This window comes from Comamonas antarctica (assembly GCF_013363755.1).
Lineage (GTDB): Bacteria > Pseudomonadota > Gammaproteobacteria > Burkholderiales > Burkholderiaceae_C > Comamonas > Comamonas antarctica.
Genome location: NZ_CP054841.1, coordinates 395,883 through 413,972 on the forward strand (window position 1 = coordinate 395,883; position 18,090 = coordinate 413,972).

An 18,090-nucleotide genomic window follows, 5' to 3' on the forward strand; every position below is an offset into this window, starting at 1 on the left:
CCTTCAGAGTTTTTCAAAGCCGATGTCCTTGATGAGACGCGCCCAGGCCTGGTTGGACTTTTCCACCGTGGCGCGGAACTGCTGCGGCGTCTGGTAGTCCACCAGCGCGCCCTGCTGCTCTATGGTCTTGACCAGCGCCGGGTTTTCCAGCGCCGTCTTGGCGGCCGCGGCCAGTTTCTTCAGCACCACGGGGTCGAGCCCCGCGGGCGCGCCCAGGCCGTACCACGACATGTCGTTCATGGGTTTGAGCCCCACTTCCGCATAGGTCGGCACCTGCGGCAACTGGGCCAGGCGCTGGGGGCTGGACACGGCCAGCGCGCGCAACTGCCTGCCCGCGATCAGCGCGCCCGACGAGGGCATGTTGTCGAACACCACATCGATCTGGCCGGCCATCAGGTCGTTGAGCGCCGGGCCCAGGCCCTTGTAGGGCACATGCGTGAGCTGCGTCTTGGTGGTGCTGCCGAACAGCGCGCCGCTCAGGTGGCTCAGCCCGCCATTGCCCGACGATCCATAGTTCAGCCTGGCTGGATTTGCGCGTGCCGCCTCGATCACCTCCTGGGCGGTCTTGAACGGCGCGGCGGCGTTCACCACCATCACGCCGGGCACATTGGCGATGTTGGTGATCGGCGTGAAATCCTTGACCGGATCGTAGGGCGGCTTGGCATACACATTCGGGTTCACCGCGTGCGAGCTCTCGACCATCATCACCAGCGTGTAGCCATCGGCGGGCTGCTTGGACGCATATTGCGAGCCGGTGCTGCCGCCCGCGCCAGGGCGGTTCTCGACCACGATGGACTGGCCCACGGCCTCGCCCAGATAGCGCGCCATCACGCGGCCGATCACATCGGTGGCGCCGCCCACCGCATAGGGCACGATCAGCCGGATCGGCCGCTCGGGATAGGACGCGCTGCCCTGGGCGTGCGCCGTGGGCAGCGCCGCGGCGCACAGCGCCAGCGACAACAGGGATTTCAAACGCTTCATTCCAGTCTCCTTTTAAAGTTCTTTTTGCCGCGCCGCGCGATGGCCGCGGCGCAGCCGGGCGCTTCGCGGTTTCAGGCGGGCCGCAGCTCGGCCAGCGCGGCCGGCCCGAGCGTGGGCGGCGGCGCCACCGGCTTGTGCGTGCCCGGCGCCAGCATCGGGTTGCGCACCAGGCGCAGGCTGCCCAGATCCGGGTGCGCGACGGTCTGCAGCATCTGCCGGTGCTGGACCTGCGGATGCTGGAACACCTGCTCCAGCGTGTGGATGTTTCCCCAGGAGATGCCGTTCGCATCGAGCGCCGCGCCCAGTTCGGCCACGGCCCGCGGCGCGAGCGCGGCGCGCAGCAGCGGCCGCAGCTCGCGCAGGTGCGTCAGGCGGGCGGCATTGGTGGCGAACTCGGGCCGCAGATGCCAGTCCGACTGCACCAGCGTGCAGAAGGCGGCGAACTGCCGGTCATTGCCGATCGCCAGGATGATGTGGCCGTCCGCGCACTCAAACACCTCGTAGGGCGCGAGATTGGGGTGGGTGTTGCCGATGCGGCCCGGGTTCTCCCCCGACACCAGATAGTTCGCGGCCTGGTTGGCATTCATCGCCACGGCCACATCGAGCAAGGCGATGTCGAGATGCTGGCCGCGGCCGGTGCGCGCGCGCTGCACCAGCGCCGCCAGCACGGCGCTGGTCGCATACATGCCGGTCATCAGGTCCACCACCGCCACGCCGGTGCGCATCGGCCCGGCGCCGGCCTCGCCCGGCGCGATGCCGGTATAGCCCATCAGCCCGCCCATGCCCTGGAAGATGTAGTCGTACCCGGGCTTGTGCGCGAACGGGCCGCTCTGGCCAAAGCCGGTGATCGACAGATAGATCAGCCGGGGATTGAGCTGCGCCAGGCTCGCGTAGTCCAGGCCATGGCGCGCCAGCGTGCCGACCTTGTAGTTCTCGACCAGCACGTCCGCATCCTGGATCTGGCGCAGCAGCCATGCGCGCTGCGCCGCCTGGGCGAAGTCCAGCGTCACGGACTGCTTGCCGCGGTTGCAGGCGAGGAAATAGGCCGCGACCTTCTCGCCCTGCGCGCCCTCGACGAAGGGCGGGCCCCAGCTGCGCGTGTCGTCGCCGGTCTGCGGGCGTTCCACCTTGAGTACATCGGCGCCCAGATCGGCGAGATTCTGGGTACACCACGGCCCCGCCAGGATTCGCGACAAATCCACGACCCGGACCCCTTCCAGCGCATCAGCAAGCATTGCATCTCCAAAACATGGCTGCATTCTTGGAGCGCGCGCACAGGGGGTCAATTGGCGATATTTGCAGGCCGCGTTCGTGGAAATTGGACGCACGCGGCGAGCGGCCGTGCGGCTAGCGGCCACGCGGCCCGGCGCCGCGGCGCTACGGCGGCGGCGCGCGGGTCGCGGCGACCACCGGGTCGTCCAGCAGGAATTTCAGGCAGGCGTCGATGAAGTTCGGAAACCGCGCATCCGCGCGCACCGCCAGGTGGAGCTTGCGCAGCGCCCAGGGCTCGTCCAGCTCGACGACCTGCACCTGCTGCGCCTGCTGGCGGTGCGCGAGCACGCTGCTGGGCACCAGCGCCACCCCCACGCCCGCGGCCACCAGCGCCAGTACGGCTTCGAAGCCATGCACATGCAGCCGGGTGCGCAGCGCGCGCCCGTGCCGCGCGGCGGTATCGCGCAGGAACAGGAAGTTGCTGCTGCTGCGGCTCATGCAGACGAAGTCGAAATCCAGCGCCGCGCCCAGGCGGATGCTGCGCTGCGCCGCCAGCGCATGTTCGCGCGGCGTCACGAGCACCAGGCGCTCGGTGGCATACGGCTGCACGCGCAGGCCCTGCACCTGGGTGTCGCCCGCGAAGATGCCGATATCCGCCTCGCGCGCCAGCACGGCGGCCGGAATGTCCTCGCTCTGGCGCTCCTCGACCTCGGCATCGATGCCGGGATAGGCCACCAGAAAGCGCCCCAGGGTCTGGGTGACGAAGCCGTTGAGCGAGCTGCTGTTGGCGACCAGGCGCACATGGCCCTTGAGGCCCGAGATGAAGCGGCTGACTTCGCCCTGCATGCGCTCTATGCCCTCGAACATCTCGCGCACGTGCAGCAGCACGGCATCGCCTGCCGGGGTCAGTTCCATGCCGCGCGGCGTGCGCACGAACAGCGGCGTGCCCAGCGCCTGCTCCAGGTTCTTGAGGCGGTAGCTCGCGGCCGACGGCGTCGTGAACAGCGCCGCCGCGCCGGCGGTGAGGCTGCGGGCCTGGGCGATTTCCAGGAAGAGCCGAAGGTCTGTCAGTTCATAGCGCATGCTGCGGATTGTCGCCACAGTTCGCGGCCCGCGCTGCGGCTTCCGGGTTAGCATGGGCATTTAATGCCGTCACGCGCAGGCCGCTGCGCCCCTTGCCCCATGAACACCCCTCTTGCATCGCTTGGCATCGTGCTGGCCACCGTCGCCGGCATGGAGGTGTTTGCCTGGGCCGCGCACCGCTGGATCATGCATGGCTGGGGCTGGGGCTGGCACCGTTCGCACCACGAACCCGCGGGCGGCTGGTTCGAGAAGAACGACCTGTATGCAGCGGTGTTCGCGGGCGTGGCCATCGTGCTGATTGCGCTGGGCACTTCGGGGCGCTGGCCGCTGCAGTGGGTCGGCGCGGGCATGACGCTCTACGGCCTGCTCTACTTCATCGTGCACGACGGGCTGGTGCACAAGCGCTGGCCCTGGCGCTGGGTGCCGCGCTCGGGGTATCTCAAGCGCCTGTACCAGGCGCACCGCCTGCACCACGCGGTGCATGGACGCGAGGGCTGTGTGTCGTTTGGCTTTCTCTGGGCGCCCGCGCCCGAGCGGCTGAAGCAGCGGCTGCAGCAGGTGCAGCGCCAGCGCCAGCAGCGGCGCACGCCCGGCGGCTGAGGCCTCAGGCCGGGCGCTGGAACAGCTGCGCGCCGCGCGGCTGCGGCCGGCGCAGGCGCGACGCCAGCGCCTGGCCCGCGGCGCCCGCGACCGAGACCAGTTTTTCCGCGCGGCTGGTGCGCGCGCGCCGGTCCCACGCCGCCGCGCCGCGCGCCTGTACCTTGCGGCCAATGGCGCGGTAGACGCTGCGCGCGGTGGCAATCGACCAGGCCGAGCGCAGCGGCAGCGCCGGCAATCCGCCCAGTGCCGCGTCGTAATACGGCTCGGCCGTCTGCACCAGCCGCCGCGCCACGCGCGCCAGTGCGTCGCGGTGGCGCGGCTCGGCCAACGCCGCATCGGCGGGCAGGCCCTCGGCGGCCAGCCAGTCGGCGGGCAGATAGATGCGGCCGATGGCGGCATCCTCGACCACGTCGCGCGCGATATTCGTGAGCTGGAACGCCATGCCCAGGTCGCAGGCCCGGTCCAGCGTGGCCGCGTCGCTGCGGCCCATGACCTGCGCCATCATCACACCGACCACGCCGGCCACGCGCCAGCAGTAGGCCAGCGTGTCGTCCAGCGTCGCATAGCGCTGGTCCGCGACATCCATCGCAAAGCCGTCGAGGTGGTGCTCGAAATACACCGCGTCGATGCGGTGGCGCCGCACCACCTCGGCCAGGCCCGCAAAGACCGGATCGTCGCCGGGCTGGCCGGCACAGGCGCGCCGCGTCGCCGCGCGCAATTGCGCGAGCCGCGCCGCGCCATCGCCGCGCTGCCCGCTGCGCTGGCCATGGCCCAGCACCTGGCCATCGACCACATCGTCGCAGTGCCGGCACCAGGCATACAGCATGACTGCGCTCTCGCGCACCTCGGGTGCAAACAGCCGCGCGGCGGCGGCGAAACTCTGCGAACCGGTGCGGATCGCAGCCGTGCCATGCGCCACGAGCCGCGCATCGCCGGTGGCCTGTGCGGCCGTCATGGCGCTGCCTCGGCAAGCATCAGCCCGGCCGTGGCCTTGGCCGAGCCCACGACGCCGGGCACGCCCGCGCCCGGGTGCGTGCCCGCGCCGACGATATACAGGTTCGGGATTTCGGCATCGCGGTTGTGCGGGCGAAACCAGGCGCTTTGCGTCAGCACCGGCTCGAGCGAGAAGGCCGAGCCGTGGTGGGCGTTGAGTTCGCTCTCGAAGTCCGCGGGCGTGAACATGCGGCTGGTCACCAGGGTCTCGCGCAGCCCGGGAATATAGTGTTTTTCCAGATAGTCGAAGATGCGCTCGCGCAGGCGCGGGCCCTGCACCGCCCAGTCGACCGGAGCGTTGCCCAGGTGCGGCACCGGCGCCAGCACGTAATGGCTGGAGCAGCCCGGCGGCGCGAGCGACGCGTCGGTGGCGCAGGGCGCGTGCAGGTAGAGCGAGAAATCCTCGGGAATCGCGCTGCCGTGGAAGATTTCCTGGATCAGTTCGCGGTAGCGCTTGCCGAAGCACACCGTGTGGTGCTGCAGTTGCGGCTGGGGCCGCGACAGCCCGAAATGCACGACAAACAGCGACATGCTGAAGCGCTTGCCCTTGAGGCGCCGCGCCTCGGCCTGCCCGCGCGCGGTATGGCCCAGCAGGCGCTCGTAGGTGTGCACCACGTCGGCATTCGACGCCACCTGGTCGAACGCCTGGCGCGCGCCGCCCGCGACCACGGCCACGGCGCGCCCGTCCTCGACCTCGATGCGCTGCACCGGCGTCGAAAGGTGCAGCGTGCCGCCCATGTCCTCGAAGCAGCGCCGCATGCCCTGCACCAGCGCGCCCGTGCCGCCGCGCGGAAACCACACGCCCCACTCGCGTTCGAGCGCATGGATCAGCGCATAGATGGCGCTGGTCTCGAACGGGTTGCCGCCCACCAGCAGCGAATGGAAGGAAAACACCTGGCGCAGCTTCTCGTCCTGGATGAACGACGCCACGCGGCTGTAGACGCTGCGCCAGGCCTGCAGCTGCACCAGCGCCGGCCCGGCCGCGACCATGTCGCGAAAGCGCAGGAACGGCACGGTGCCAAGCTTGCGGTAGCCTTCGTCGAACACCGCGCGCGAATAGGCGAGAAAGCGCTGGTAGCCCTCGACGTCGAGCGGCGACAGCGCGCGCAGCTGGGCATCGAGCGCGGCCTGGTCGTTGGCATAGTCGAGCGTCGTGCCATCCTCCCAGCACAGCCGGTAGAACGGCGCCACCGGCAGCAGCTCGACATAGTCGGCGAGGCGCCGGCCCGACAGCGCGAACAGCTCCTCGAGCGCCGAAGGATCGGTGATCACCGTCGGGCCGGCGTCGAAGGTGAAGCCCTGGTCGTGGTAGACATAGGCGCGGCCGCCGGGCTTGTCGCGCGATTCGAAGACCGTGGTGCGCACGCCCGCGGCCTGCAGCCGCATGGCAAGGGCCAGGCCGCCGAAGCCGGAGCCGATGACGGCGGCCGTGGGACCCGAAGAATGAGAGACGTTCATGGCGTGGGAGAGCGGGAAGAAGCAGAAGCCGCGCCGGCAGCGCCGGGTACGGAAAGAAGGGCGGCGCGCAGCGCCGCGGTGACGGGCACCGGCGGGCGGCCCGAGAGAATGCGCGCCTTGTCGGCCCAGGACGGCTGGCCCGCGTAAAAGCGCCCGATCAGCGGCGCGGGCAGGCCGTAGAAACGCTCCATCACGGCGCGGCGCGCGGGCGGCGCCGCAGCCAGGAACAGCATGCGGTTGAGCAGGCGGAAGAAGCCGGTGCTGCGCCAATGCGCGAGCGCATGCGCGCGCAGCGCGGCAAAGACGCGGGCCGGATCATCCCAGCTGCTGCGCGGCAGCGCCGCGAGATGGTCGGCCAGGCGCATGGCCTGGGGCAGGGAGTAGCCGGTGGTCGGATGGAACAGCGCCGCGGCCAGGCCGGCCTGGGGCACGCCCTGCGCGCCGGCCCAAAGCGCCTGCGCGTCGCCCGCCAGCGCGATGGGCAGCACGCCCTCCTCCTCGCGCAGCAGCGCCGCCACGCGCCAGCCGCGCGCCGCGACATAGTCGGCTATGTGGCCGCGCAGGCGCTGGCGCGACAGCTCGGCGCCATCGGCATAGACCGTGTCTTCGACCAGCACGGTGTCGGCCGTGAACGGCAGCACATAGACAAAGCGGTAGCCATCGACCTGGTCGACCGTGGCATCCATCAGCAGCGGCGCGGTGAGGCCGTGCGGCGCCGCCAGGCGCAGCTCCTGGCCGAGGAATTTCTGAAAGCGCAGCGCCAGCTGCGCGGGCGGCGCGCCGCGCGCATCGATCACGGCGCGCGCGCGCAAGCTGCGGCCGTCGGCCAGCCGCACGCTGGTCGGCGCCACGCGCGCCACCGCGCAATGCAGCCGCGCCGCCAGGCCTTCCTGGCCGCGCAACACCGCATCGAAGCGCTGCGCCGTCACGCTGCAGTATTCGCCCTCGATGCGCCGGCGGTAGCTGGGAAACTGCACCTCGTGCGCGGGCCAGCGGTGCACGACCAGCGGATCGATCCAGGCGCGCTGCGCGGCCGTGAGATCGGCGCCGTGAAAGCTCCAGGTATGGTTGCCGCCCAGCGCCGCGCCGGCTTCGAGCAGCAGCACGCGCAGGCCGGGATGGGCCTGCCGCAGGCGCCGCGCGATCAGCCCATTGGCCAGCCCGCCGCCGACCAGCAGCAGATCGGCGTCGAGATCGCCCGGGCCCGGCATCTCAGACAGGGGCCGCGACGGCATGGTTTTTCGCCGCCGGGGCGGGCCGCAGATAGGGCCGGTGCGGCAGCAGCGCGGCTTCGGTCAGATCGGCCGCATGCTCCACGCCGCCGGCCAGCGCGATTTCGCGGCCCAGGGCGCGGCTGCGCTCGGCAAAGTGCGGCTCGTCCAGCAGCCGGCGCAGCGCGCCCCGCAGCGCCTTGACACCGGCGAGCGGCGGCAGCAGCTTGAGTCCGGTGCCGGCGTGCGCGATGCGCGCCGCCACGCCGGGTTGGTCGAAGGCAATCGGCAAGGCGAGCTGCGGCGTGCCGGCTTCGAGTGCGTCCATGACGGTGTTCAGGCCCGCGTGCGTCACCACCACATCGGCGCGCGCGAGCGCGGCGCGCTGCGGCGCAAACCCGGTCACGGCGGTGGCGCCGGCACGCAGCAGCGCCGCGGCCTGCGCTTCATTGAGCCGGTCGCAATGCGCAATCAGCAATTGCAGGCCCTCGGCGCGGCAGGCGCGCGCGATGCGCTCGAACAGCGCATGGCGGCCGCCCTGCAGCGTGCCCAGCGAGGCAAAGACAAACGGCCGGTCCGCATCGAGCGGCAGCGCCAGCGGCGCCTCCTGCGCCGCGGGCCCGCGCAAGGGGCCGACATGGTGCAGGCGCGGCGCGGGCGCGGTGCGCGCAAAGTCAAAGCCGGGCGTGGTCTGGCTGATCTGCGCCAGCGGCGAGACGCAGTCGGCCAGCGTGCGCCGGCCCGTGAGGCCAAAGCGCGCGGCATGCCGCTGGATCACGGCCTCGTGCCGTCCCATCATCCAGTCATAGACGCGGGTGCTGCCGGCGTTGAGCTGTACGCCGCGCGCGTCGACGGCGTAGCCCCAGGGCATCACCGGCAGCGGCACGCGCGGATCGCGGTTGACCGGCAGGGCGCAGGCCACCGAGACAAACGGCAGCCCCATGCCGGCAGCCAGGATGCCGCCCGCGGCTTCCATCTGGTCGGCGACGATGGCCTCGACGCCCAGTTGCTCGAGCCAGGCCGGCGCCTCGCGGCACAGCATGTCGGTGCTGTCCGCGACATCGCCGATCACGCGGCGCAGGCCCAGCGGGCCGCCGGGATTCGCGGCGCGCGCGACGAGGCCCTCGAGGCTGCCCGCGGGATGGCTGGCCGCGCCCAGGGCCTGGAAGCCGATGCGATGGTCTTGCAGCAGCGCCGCGACATCGGCCTGCTGCAGCCAGCTCACGCGGTGGCCCCGGTTCAGCAGCGCGCACGCCAGCGCCTCCAGCGCGCGCACATGGCTGGTGAACGGGGGAACGATGAAGGCAAGGTGCATGGAGTCGAGACGCGGCGGCAGCGGACCAGAAGCAGTCCCTGGCTATTGTGTCTGGCAAGGCTGTAGGACGGAGGCGCTACTTGCGGGCGCCGGCCGCCACGGCCCCGGCTTTCTGACTAAGGTGCGAAGACCGCTTTGCTTGGGCGGTGCCCTGCCCTGACCGCCATGCCCGTGTTGCTTGCCCTGCCGCCCTGTTCCTCCACCGCTGCCCTGCCGCCAGGCGAGGCGCAGGCACGGCTGATCGCCGCGCTGCGCGCGCGCATCGACGAACGCCTGGGCCAGCTGCTGCCCGCCGCCGATGCGCAGGAAAATCCGGTCGCCGCGGCCATGCGCTATGGCGTGCTCGCTCCGGGCAAGCGCGTGCGGCCGCTGCTGCTGCTGCTCGCCGCGCGCGGCTTCGGCATCGCGCCGGACGATGTGCTGGACGCCGCCTGCGCGCTGGAGATGGTGCATGCGGCCTCGCTGTTTCTCGATGACCTGCCCTGCATGGACGACGCCCGGTTGCGCCGCGCCCAGCCCACCGTGCATGTGGCGTTTGGCGAAGACGTGGCCATGCTCGCGGCGGTGGCGCTGCTCGCGGGCGCATGGCGCATCACCGCCGCGGCCAGCGCGCTGCCGCCGCTGGTGCGCACCGACATGGTCGGCGTGCTGTCGGAGGCCGTGGGCATCAATGGCCTGGTGAGCGGCCAGTACCGCGACCTGCACGCCAGCGGCCCGGCGCGCACCACGCCGCAGATCGCGCAGACCAACCAGCAAAAGACCGGCGCGCTGTTCACCGCGGCCTTCGAGCTCGCGGGTCTGGCCGCCGGCGCCAATAGCGCCACGCGGGAGATGATGGGCGAAGCCGCCGAGGCGCTGGGCCAGGCCTTCCAGCTCGCCGACGACCTGGCCGATGGCGAGATGGACATCTCGGCATTGGGCAAGGACTGCCAACAGGACATCGGCAAGCCGACGCTGGTGGCGCTGGTCGGCCCGGCGCGCACGCGGCGCATCCTGGCCGGCCATGTGCGCCGCGCCGAGGCGCTGTTGGCCCAGGCCATGCCCGGAGACCAGGCGCTGGCGCAGTTCACGCGCAGCCTGTTCACGGCGCAGCGCCGCGCGGCCGCCTGAGGCGCCAGCGCCGCAGCTCAGGGCTGCTCGCAGTACCAGCGGTCGTCGGCCAGCATCACCTCGTGGTGGCCGCGGCCCGCGGGCATCATCGGGTAGCAGTTCTGCTGCGCGGCGACCTGCACGTCGAGAAAGAACGGGCCGTCATGGGCCAGGCATTCGTCCAGCGCCGCATCGAGTTCGCGCGCATCGTCCACGCGACGCGCGCCCCAGCCGAAGGCGCGCGCCAGCGCGACGAAATCGGGCAGCGCCGCGTTCCAGCTGTGGCTCAGGCGGTTGCCGTGGTTGAGCTGCTGCCATTGCCGCACCATGCCCATGTAGCCGTTGTTGCACAGCACCAGCCTCACCGGCGTCTGATGTTGCACGGCGGTGGACAGCTCCTGGATGTTCATCAGCACCGAGGCATCGCCGCTGATGCAGACCACGGGCTTGTCGGGATGCGCGATCTGCGCGCCAATCGCCGCGGGCAGGCCGTAGCCCATGGTGCCCGCGCCGCCCGAGGTCAGCCAGCGCCGCGGCCGCTCGATGGCCAGGTGCTGCGCGGCCCACATCTGGTGCTGGCCGACATCGGTCGCGACAATCGCGTCGCGTCCGGCCAGCTGCGCGCGCACGGCGCGCATCAACTGCTGCGGCAGGATGGTGGTTGCGCCGGGCGTGAAGGCCAGGCAGTCGGCGCGGCGCCAGTGGTCGATGCGCTGCCACCAGGGCGCGAGCCGCCCGGCCGGCGCGGGCGGCGGCAGCAGCGCCGTGAGCGCTTCGAGCACCGCGCCGCAGTCGCCGGCCAGCGCCACATCCACCGGGATCACCTTGCCGATATTGCCGGCATGGATGTCGACATGGATCTTGCGCGCGCCCGGCGCGAAGTCGCTCAGGCGCCCGGTGATGCGGTCGTCGAAGCGCGCGCCCACGCAGATGATCAGGTCGGCGTGGTGCATGGCGAGATTCGCCTCCAGCGTGCCGTGCATGCCCAGCATGCCCAGGTGCAGCGGATCGGAGGCGGGCAGCGCGCCCAGGCCCATCAGCGTCAGCGTCGTCGGCAGTTGCCAGTCGCGCGCCAATGCCGCAAAGCGGGCGCACGCGGCCTCGCCGGCGTTGATCAGCCCGCCGCCGCCATACAGCACCGGGCGCTGGGCCTGCGCGATCAGCGCCGCCGCGGCCTGCAGCGCGGCGCGGCCCGGCAGCGCCGGCCGTGCGGGCATGGCCGGCGCCGGCGCGGGCGCGGGCGCATCGACATGCTGCAGCTGCACGTCCTTGGGCAGGTCCAGCAGCACCGGCCCGGGCCGCCCGCCCAGCGCGATGCGCACCGCCTCGCGCACGGCCTCGGCAATGTCGTTGGCCGCGCGCGGCTGGTGGTTCCACTTGGTCACGGGCCGCGAAATGCCCAGCGCATCGCATTCCTGGAAGGCCTGCGTGCCGATCACGCCGCTCGCGACCTGGCCGCTGATGCACAGCAGCGGCACCGAATCGCTCATCGCATCGAGCAGGCCGGAGATGGTGTTGGCCACGCCCGGCCCCGAAGTCACCAGCACCACGCCCAGGCGGCCGGTGCTGCGCGCATAGCCTTCGGCGGCATGCACCGCCGCCTGCTCGTGGCGCACCAGCACATGGCGGATCGCGGGCTGGCCGTGCAGCGCGTCATACAGCGGCAGCGCCGCGCCGCCGGGGTAGCCGAAGATGGTGTCGATACCGCAGGCCACCAGGGTATCGAGCAGGGTCTCGGCGCCATTGCGCGCGGGGTGGGCCGCAGCGGTGGCGAGAGCGGTCGGTGGTTTTTCGCGGGTATCGGTTTTCATATGCAGATTTTTCCGCTTTTGAAGCAAAATTGGCTTCTTTTTTCGGGGCGAAAACCATGCCGACGTCGAAAACCATTCGGAAAAACGCGCTTGAAGAAGAAAAACCACCGCTTCAGTTCGACAAGCACGATCTCGCCATCCTGCGCGAGCTGCTCGAAGACTCGCGCCGCACGCTGCAGGAGATCGGCGCGGCGGTGAAGCTCTCGCCCACCACCTGCTGGAGCCGCATCAAGCGGCTCGAGGCCGAGGGCGTGATCAAGCAGTACCGCATCGAGCTCGACCGCGCGCGCCTGGGCTTCCGCGACACGGTGATCGTGCAGCTCACGCTGGAGAGCCATACCGACGAGACGCTGTTCGAGTTCGGCCGCGTGCTGGCGCGGATTCCCGAGGTGATGGAGGCCTATCTGGTCTCGGGCGACTATGACTACTTCATCCGCATCGCGGTGAAGGACACGCGCGACTACGAACGCCTGCTGCGCGAGCAGCTCTACAAGATTCCGGGCATACGCCACAGCAAATCGAGCTTCGTGCTGCGCGTGCTCAAGGACGAGCATGCGCCACTGCTGCCCTAGCAGCGGCGCAGCGCGGCGCCGCGCCATTCAGGCGCGGCCGTGGCCTCAGCCCGCCGCGCCCAGCAGCTTCAGGAACTGCTCGTTGAACGCGGGAATGTCGTCAGGCTTGCGGCTGCTGACCAGCTGCTGGTCGACCTGCACCTCGGCATCGACCCATTGCGCACCGGCATTCTTCAGATCCACCTTGAGGCTGGGCCAGCTGGTCAGGGTGCGGCCCTTGACCAGCTCGGCATCGATCAGCAGCCAGGGGCCGTGGCAGATCACCGCGATCGGCTTGGCCTGCGCCGCGATCTGCTTGACGAAGGCGCGCGCGTCTTCGTCGACGCGCAAGGCATCGGCGTTCTGCACGCCGCCGGGCAGCAGCACGGCATCGAAGTCCTCGGGATTCGCCGCGCCGATCGTGGCGTCGACGGGGAAGCTGTCGCCCTTGTCGGTGTGGTGAAAGCCCTGGACGCTGCCGGGCTTGGGCGCGAGGATGGTGACTTGCGCGCCCGCGGCTTCAAGCGCCTTTTTCGGGCCGGTCAGCTCGACCTGCTCGAAGCCATCGGTGACGAGAACGGCGATTTTCTTTCCGGAAACATTGGCAGCCATGGAATTTCCTTTGCTTTGTCAAAAGGACGACTTTCCATGCTGCTGCAGCCTCCTCCTGTAGTCGCAGTCCCATAACGCCGCCAGATGCGCATATTGCCGCCCCTGTCTTACAGCGCGGCGCCGCTACATCGGCTCGAGCGCGGTCAGCTTCATCATCGCCGCCGTGACCTCCATCTCCCGGCTGAACGCCTCGCGGTAGCGCGCGCCATCCATGGGCGTCACATTGCCGCCCTGCTCCTCCAGCGCGGCAATCACCGCCGGTTGCCTGAGCGCCTTGTCGAAGGCCGCGCGCATGCGCGCCACGATGGGTTCGGGCGTGCCGGCAGGCACCGACACCCCGCCCCAGGAAGTGAGTTCGACGCCGCGCACCCCCAGTTCGGCCAGCGTCGGCACATCGGGCAGCTTGGGATTGCGCCGGGCGCCCGCAATCGCCAGCGCACGCAGCTTGCCCGCCTGGATATTGGAATACGCGACCGAGAAGATCGGCGCGCCAAACGCCACCTGCCGGCCCATGACGGCGTTGACGATCTCGGACGCCCCCTTGTAGGGCACATGCGTGACGCGCACCTGCACCGCGCTCAGCAGCAACTCGACGCCCAGGTGCGAAGGCGTGCCGACGCCGCCCGAGGCATAGTCCAACTTGCCCGGCGCCTGGCGCGCCTGCGCCAGCAGATCGTCGAGCGTGCGGATGTTCGACTCGGCGTTGACGATCAGCACGATGTCCGAACTGGTCAGGCCCATCACATGCTGGAAGTCCTTGAGCGCGTCATAGCCCGGCGCCTTGTACATGTGCATGCTGGCGGCCATGGGCGCGCTCGAATAGATCCAGGTATAGCCGTCGGGCGCGGCCTTGGCGACGATGCGCGCGCCCAGGTTGCCGCCCACGCCGCCGCGGTTCTCGATGATCACCGGTTGGCCCAGTTCGCGCGCCACCGCCTCGTGCAGGATGCGCGCCGTGGTGTCGGGCGCGGTGCCGGCGAGAAACGGCACCACCCACTTGATCGGGCGCGCCGGCCAGGGCTGGGCCGCGCCGGCCTGCCCCGGCAACAGGCCCAGCAGCGCCGGCGCGGGCAGCAAACTGGCGGCCAGGCCGCGGCCCAGGAAGTGCCGCCGCGGCAGCGAGGTGTGGTTCGTCATCTGGCTTGTCTCCTGTCGTTGTATTTGAAATCTCGCCGCGTGGCGGCTCAGGCGCGCAGCAGTTCCTGCGCGATGGTGTTGCGCTGGATCTCGCTGGTGCCGGTCAGCACGCGGTACATGCGCAGCATGCGGAACAGGAATTCCACGCGCCGGCCCTGCACGATGCCCTCGCCGCCGTGGATCTGCACCGCGCGGTCGGCCACGCGGAACGCGGCCTCCGAACAGAACAGCTTGGCCATCGCGGCCTGGGCGCGCGCATCGCTGCCGGCATCGATCTGGCGCGCGGTGCCGAGCATCAGCGCGCGCGCCGCGCTGAGCTCGGTGGCCATGTCGGCCAGCTGGTGCTGGATGGCCTGGAACTCGCCGATCGCGCGGCCGAACTGGCGGCGCTGGCGCGCATAGTCGCGCGCATCGCGCAGCGCCAGCTGCGCCAGCCCCAGCATCGCCGGGCAATGCAGCAGCCGGTTGACGGTGATGCGCCCCAGCGCCAGCGCCAGGCCGCGGCCTTGTTCGCCGATCTGATTGGCTGCCGGCACGCGGCAGGCCTCGAGCACGATGTCGCCGGTATGCGACTGCCCGGCCATGGTCTTGTAGCCGCTCTCCACGCGCACGCCGGGCGACTTCAGGTCGACAAAGAAGGCCGTGATCTCGCGCTGCGCCGGGTCGCTGGCGGTGGACGCCATCAGCACCGCATAGTCGGCAAACGGCGCGCCCGAGATGAAGCGCTTGCGCCCGTCAAGCACGAAGTCGTCGCCGTCGCGCAGCGCGCGCGTCTGCAACGCGCCCGCGTCGGAGCCGGCCTCGGCCTCGGTCAGCGCAAAGCAGATGGCCTTGTCCGCCTGCGCCACCGGGACAATGAACTGCGCCAGCTGATACGGCGTCGCATGGCGCACCAGCGCGCCGACGCGCGGCGGGCCGCTGAGCTCGCCCAGCACATGCGGCGCAAACGGCGAGCCGCTGGCGTAGATCGCCTCCTTGATCAGCACCTGGTCGAGCACCGGCAGCTCCAGCCCGCCCATGGCCGCGGGCAAGGTCATGCCATAGAAGCCCAGCGCCTGCGAGCGCTTCCAGACCTGCTGCAACAGCTGCCGGTCGGCGCCATGCTCGTGGTCGATGCCCTGCGTGCGCGCCAGCGCTGCCAGCTCGCCAAACAGGAATTCCTGGATGCGTGCGATCAGGTCGGCGGCGCGCGCCGAGCCCTCGAAAGGCACATCGAACAGCGGCTCGGGAAGGGCGGAGATTGCATCGTTTTTCATCTGTGCTCCTCAGTTCACCATGCGGCTGTGGCCGCTCCAGTAGCTGGCCTGTATGGCCTTGCGCATCACCTTGCCGTTCGGGTTCTTGGGCAGCGCCGGCACGAACTCGATATGGCGCGGCCGCTTGAAGCCGCCCAGCAGCTGCGCGCAGAAGCGGTCGATGCCCGCGGCGTCCGGCGTGCGGCCGGGCTTGAGCACGACATGCGCGGCCACGGCCTCGCCCCATTTCTCGTCGGGAATCGCAAACACGCAGGCGTCGGCAATCGCCTCGTGCTGGTAGAGCACGGCCTCGACCTCCGACGGATAGACATTGAAGCCGCCGCTGATCACCATGTCCTTCTTGCGGTCGACGATATAGACATAGCCTTCGTCGTCGGCGCGCGCCAGGTCGCCGGTGTGGTAGCGGCCGTTCTTGAGCACCTCGGCCGTGAGCTCGGGCGCGCGCCAGTAGCCCGCAAACACATCCGGGCCGCTGACCACGATCTCGCCGATCTCGCCGGGCGCCACGGGCAAGCCCGCATCGTCGACGATCTCCACCAGCGATTCGAGAAACGGCCGGCCGCACGAGGCCAGGCGCTCGGGCATCGCGGCGCGCGCCAACAAATGGTCCTCGACCGACAGCCCGCAGACGCCGGAGGTGGTCTCGCCCGCGCCGTAGCCCTGCGACAGCACCGGTCCGAACACATCCATTGCGCGCAGGATGCGCGCCGGCGCCATCGGCGCCGCGCCATAGCCCATGCGCAGCAGGTCGGGCAGTGGCCGGTACTGGCCTTCAAGCTCGGCCAGCAGCATGTTGATCATGGTCGGCACCAGGAAGGTGTGCGTGACGCGCTCGGCGCGCATCTCGGCCAGGAAGCGTCCGGGCTCGAAACCCGAGAACAGCCGGATGGTCGCGCCGCTGCACAGCGCCGGCACCAGCTGCATGCCGGAGGCATGCGTGACCGGCCCGACCAGGCCCAGCAGATGGCCGCTGCGCATGCCATCGGCGCGCATCAGGAACTTGCGCAGCTGCGCGAGCCGGTTGCCAAAGGTCTGCATCGCGGCCTTGAGCACGCCCGACGAGCCCGAGGTGTAGTGCAGCACCGCCACCTCGTCGGCCGTGACGCGCTCGGGCGTGAACGCGTCGCTGGCCTGCGCCAGCGCGGCTTCATAGGACGACTGCGCCGGGCCGTCGAGCAGCAGCAGGCGCGGCATGGGCCCCTGGATATGCGCGCGGAACGCCTCGGCGCGCTCGGCCGTCGTGACGATCAGCGTGGCCTCGCTGTTGGCCGCGATCGCGCCGACCTCGGCGGGCGACAGGCGTGCGTTGAACGGCGCCTTGATGAACGCGGCCTTGTAGCAGGCCAGCTCGATCTCGACGATCTCGGTGCAATTGGGCAGATAGATGCCCACGCGGTCGCCGCGCGCCAGGCCCATGCCGCGCAAGGCATTGGCCAGGCGGTTGGAGCGCTGCTCCAGTTCGGCATAGGTCAGGCGGCGCGTGCTGCTGGTGACAGCCAGCTGCCGGGCATGGGCGCGCGCACTGCGTGCGACGAGTTCGCCGACATTGGCGATGAAGGGGGCGGACTGCGGCATAGGTCTCCTGGTGGTCGCCCGGTCCATGGCGGCCGGGCGTGAGGCCACTGTCACCGAAGTCGGCGCCGAGCAGGAAATACCGTTTGCTGATGCCAGCCCATCAAAAAATCTGATGCCCTGCCGTTTGCCAGCGGTGCTTGCCTCAGTCCGGCAATTCAGCCTGCCAGATGCCGGCCTCGATCAGCCGCCGGCTTTCCTGCAGCAGCGCATCGGCCACCACCTGCGTCGCGGCGTCGGCCACGCGGTCCGCCGCCGTGGCCAGCGTATAGGCACGTTGCAGCTGCGGCCGCGCCACGCGCGCCACGATCCAGTCCTTGCGGCCCTGGTGCGGGCCTTCGGCCAGCGTGCAGGCCGGCGTGAAGGTAAAGCCCGCGCCGCACTGGTACAGCGAGCGGATCACGCGCGCCGAGTCATGCTCGTGCACCACGTTCAAGCCAATGCCCAGCCGGCTCGCGGCCTCCTCCACGGTCTGCCGGCTGGAAAAGCGCCGCGACTGCAGCACCAGCGGCAGCCGCGCCGCGTCGGCGAAGTCGATCTCCCACGGCCCGTGCGGCGCCGGGCCGCGCAGCAGCGGCGCCACCGTGCCATCGACATCATGGCCGCAGACATAGATCGACTCGCGCGCCAGCGGCTGGCAGCGCAGCAGCTCGAGCTGCGGCGTGTCCACCAGGATGCCGATATCGGCGCGGCGATCGAGCATCGCCTTGCGCACCATCAGGCTCAGATCGTCAAGCACGAACACGCGGATGCGCGGATGGCTGCGCCTGAGCCCGGCCAGCAGCGGCCCGAGCAGCAGCGAGGCCAGCAGAAACGGCAGCGCCACCGTCACCGAGCCCTCGGGCCCCTGCGGCAGCCGCTGGATGCGCTCGCGCAGCGCATCGGCATCCGACAACAAGCGGCGTGCATCCTCATACAGCTGCAGGCCCGCAGGCGTGGGCGTGACGCCTGCATGCGAGCGCTCGAACAGCTGCGCGCCGAGCTCGGCTTCGAGCTTCTTGATCTGCGCCGTGAGCGCCGGCTGCGCGACATACAGCGAGCCCGCGGCGCGCGAGAGGCTGCCGGCTTCAAGCACGGCAATGAAGTAGCGGAGATTGCGCAGGTCCATGGGCAGCACTCTACCGCGCTGACAGCGCCGGCCGTCGCAGCCGCGACCGGCAATTTTTAGCCGCTAAAAAAATCCGGCATGGGCCCGTGGGACCATTTCCC

General features: G+C 70.4%; 16 protein-coding genes. 3 read left to right on the forward strand and 13 right to left on the reverse strand.

The window, feature by feature from the left end:
- Positions 1-3: 3 nt before the first annotated feature.
- The 3 genes from HUK68_RS21165 to HUK68_RS21175 all read right to left on the reverse strand — a co-directional run bounded on the left by HUK68_RS21165 (position 4) and on the right by HUK68_RS21175 (position 3,276).
- Positions 4-981 (reverse strand): Bug family tripartite tricarboxylate transporter substrate binding protein, encoded by a 978-nt coding sequence (locus HUK68_RS21165; RefSeq protein WP_175506222.1) that lies wholly within the window; start codon positions 979-981, stop codon positions 4-6.
- Positions 982-1,052: 71 nt separating this feature from the next.
- Positions 1,053-2,216: a CaiB/BaiF CoA transferase family protein gene (locus tag HUK68_RS21170; RefSeq protein ID WP_175506223.1), complete on the reverse strand. Its 1,164-nt coding sequence runs from the start codon at positions 2,214-2,216 to the stop codon at positions 1,053-1,055.
- A 142-nt stretch (positions 2,217-2,358) separates the two neighbouring features.
- A complete protein-coding gene (locus HUK68_RS21175; RefSeq protein WP_175506224.1) occupies positions 2,359-3,276 on the reverse strand; it encodes a LysR family transcriptional regulator in 918 nt (305 codons plus the stop codon).
- Positions 3,277-3,375: 99 nt separating this feature from the next.
- On the opposite strand from HUK68_RS21175, the gene HUK68_RS21180 reads away from it, so the two are divergent.
- Positions 3,376-3,876 (forward strand): sterol desaturase family protein, encoded by a 501-nt coding sequence (locus tag HUK68_RS21180; protein ID WP_175506225.1) that lies wholly within the window; start codon positions 3,376-3,378, stop codon positions 3,874-3,876.
- A gap of 4 nt (positions 3,877-3,880) precedes the next feature.
- Here HUK68_RS21180 and HUK68_RS21185 read toward each other — a convergent pair whose 3' ends face one another.
- The 4 genes from HUK68_RS21185 to HUK68_RS21200 are packed head-to-tail and all read right to left on the reverse strand — an operon-like array spanning position 3,881 to position 8,853.
- Entirely contained in the window at positions 3,881-4,831 is a 951-nt protein-coding gene (locus HUK68_RS21185; protein ID WP_175506226.1) for a phytoene/squalene synthase family protein, read from the reverse strand.
- Entirely contained in the window at positions 4,828-6,327 is a 1,500-nt protein-coding gene (locus HUK68_RS21190; RefSeq protein WP_175506227.1) for a phytoene desaturase, read from the reverse strand. The genes HUK68_RS21185 and HUK68_RS21190 overlap by 4 nt, the downstream gene beginning before the upstream one ends.
- A complete protein-coding gene (gene crtY / locus HUK68_RS21195; protein WP_244146376.1) occupies positions 6,324-7,562 on the reverse strand; it encodes a lycopene beta-cyclase CrtY in 1,239 nt (412 codons plus the stop codon). The genes HUK68_RS21190 and crtY overlap by 4 nt, the downstream gene beginning before the upstream one ends.
- Positions 7,540-8,853: a nucleotide disphospho-sugar-binding domain-containing protein gene (locus HUK68_RS21200; protein ID WP_175506228.1), complete on the reverse strand. Its 1,314-nt coding sequence runs from the start codon at positions 8,851-8,853 to the stop codon at positions 7,540-7,542. The genes crtY and HUK68_RS21200 overlap by 23 nt, the downstream gene beginning before the upstream one ends.
- Positions 8,854-9,018: 165 nt before the next feature.
- On the opposite strand from HUK68_RS21200, the gene HUK68_RS21205 reads away from it, so the two are divergent.
- Positions 9,019-9,963 (forward strand): polyprenyl synthetase family protein, encoded by a 945-nt coding sequence (locus HUK68_RS21205; RefSeq protein ID WP_175506229.1) that lies wholly within the window; start codon positions 9,019-9,021, stop codon positions 9,961-9,963.
- 17 nt (positions 9,964-9,980) lie between these two features.
- Here the strand turns inward: HUK68_RS21205 and ilvB are convergent, their stop codons facing one another.
- A complete protein-coding gene (ilvB, locus tag HUK68_RS21210) occupies positions 9,981-11,753 on the reverse strand; it encodes a biosynthetic-type acetolactate synthase large subunit (protein WP_175506230.1) in 1,773 nt (590 codons plus the stop codon).
- Positions 11,754-11,809: 56 nt separating this feature from the next.
- Here ilvB and HUK68_RS21215 point away from each other — a divergent pair, with 56 nt between their 5' ends.
- Entirely contained in the window at positions 11,810-12,325 is a 516-nt protein-coding gene (locus tag HUK68_RS21215) for an Lrp/AsnC family transcriptional regulator (protein WP_175506231.1), read from the forward strand.
- Positions 12,326-12,370: 45 nt separating this feature from the next.
- Here the strand turns inward: HUK68_RS21215 and HUK68_RS21220 are convergent, their stop codons facing one another.
- The 5 genes from HUK68_RS21220 to HUK68_RS21240 form a co-directional block, all read right to left on the reverse strand.
- On the reverse strand, positions 12,371-12,916 hold the full coding sequence (locus tag HUK68_RS21220; protein WP_175506232.1) for a type 1 glutamine amidotransferase domain-containing protein: 546 nt from the start codon (positions 12,914-12,916) through the stop codon (positions 12,371-12,373).
- A 123-nt stretch (positions 12,917-13,039) separates the two neighbouring features.
- Positions 13,040-14,053, reverse strand: coding sequence for a Bug family tripartite tricarboxylate transporter substrate binding protein (locus HUK68_RS21225; protein WP_175506233.1), 1,014 nt, complete (start codon positions 14,051-14,053; stop codon positions 13,040-13,042).
- Positions 14,054-14,100: 47 nt separating this feature from the next.
- On the reverse strand, positions 14,101-15,309 hold the full coding sequence (locus HUK68_RS21230; protein WP_175506234.1) for an acyl-CoA dehydrogenase family protein: 1,209 nt from the start codon (positions 15,307-15,309) through the stop codon (positions 14,101-14,103).
- 9 nt (positions 15,310-15,318) lie between these two features.
- A complete protein-coding gene (locus tag HUK68_RS21235; RefSeq protein WP_175506235.1) occupies positions 15,319-16,884 on the reverse strand; it encodes an AMP-binding protein in 1,566 nt (521 codons plus the stop codon).
- 142 nt (positions 16,885-17,026) lie between these two features.
- Positions 17,027-17,989, reverse strand: coding sequence for a LysR family transcriptional regulator (locus tag HUK68_RS21240; RefSeq protein WP_175506236.1), 963 nt, complete (start codon positions 17,987-17,989; stop codon positions 17,027-17,029).
- Positions 17,990-18,090 lie beyond the last annotated feature (101 nt).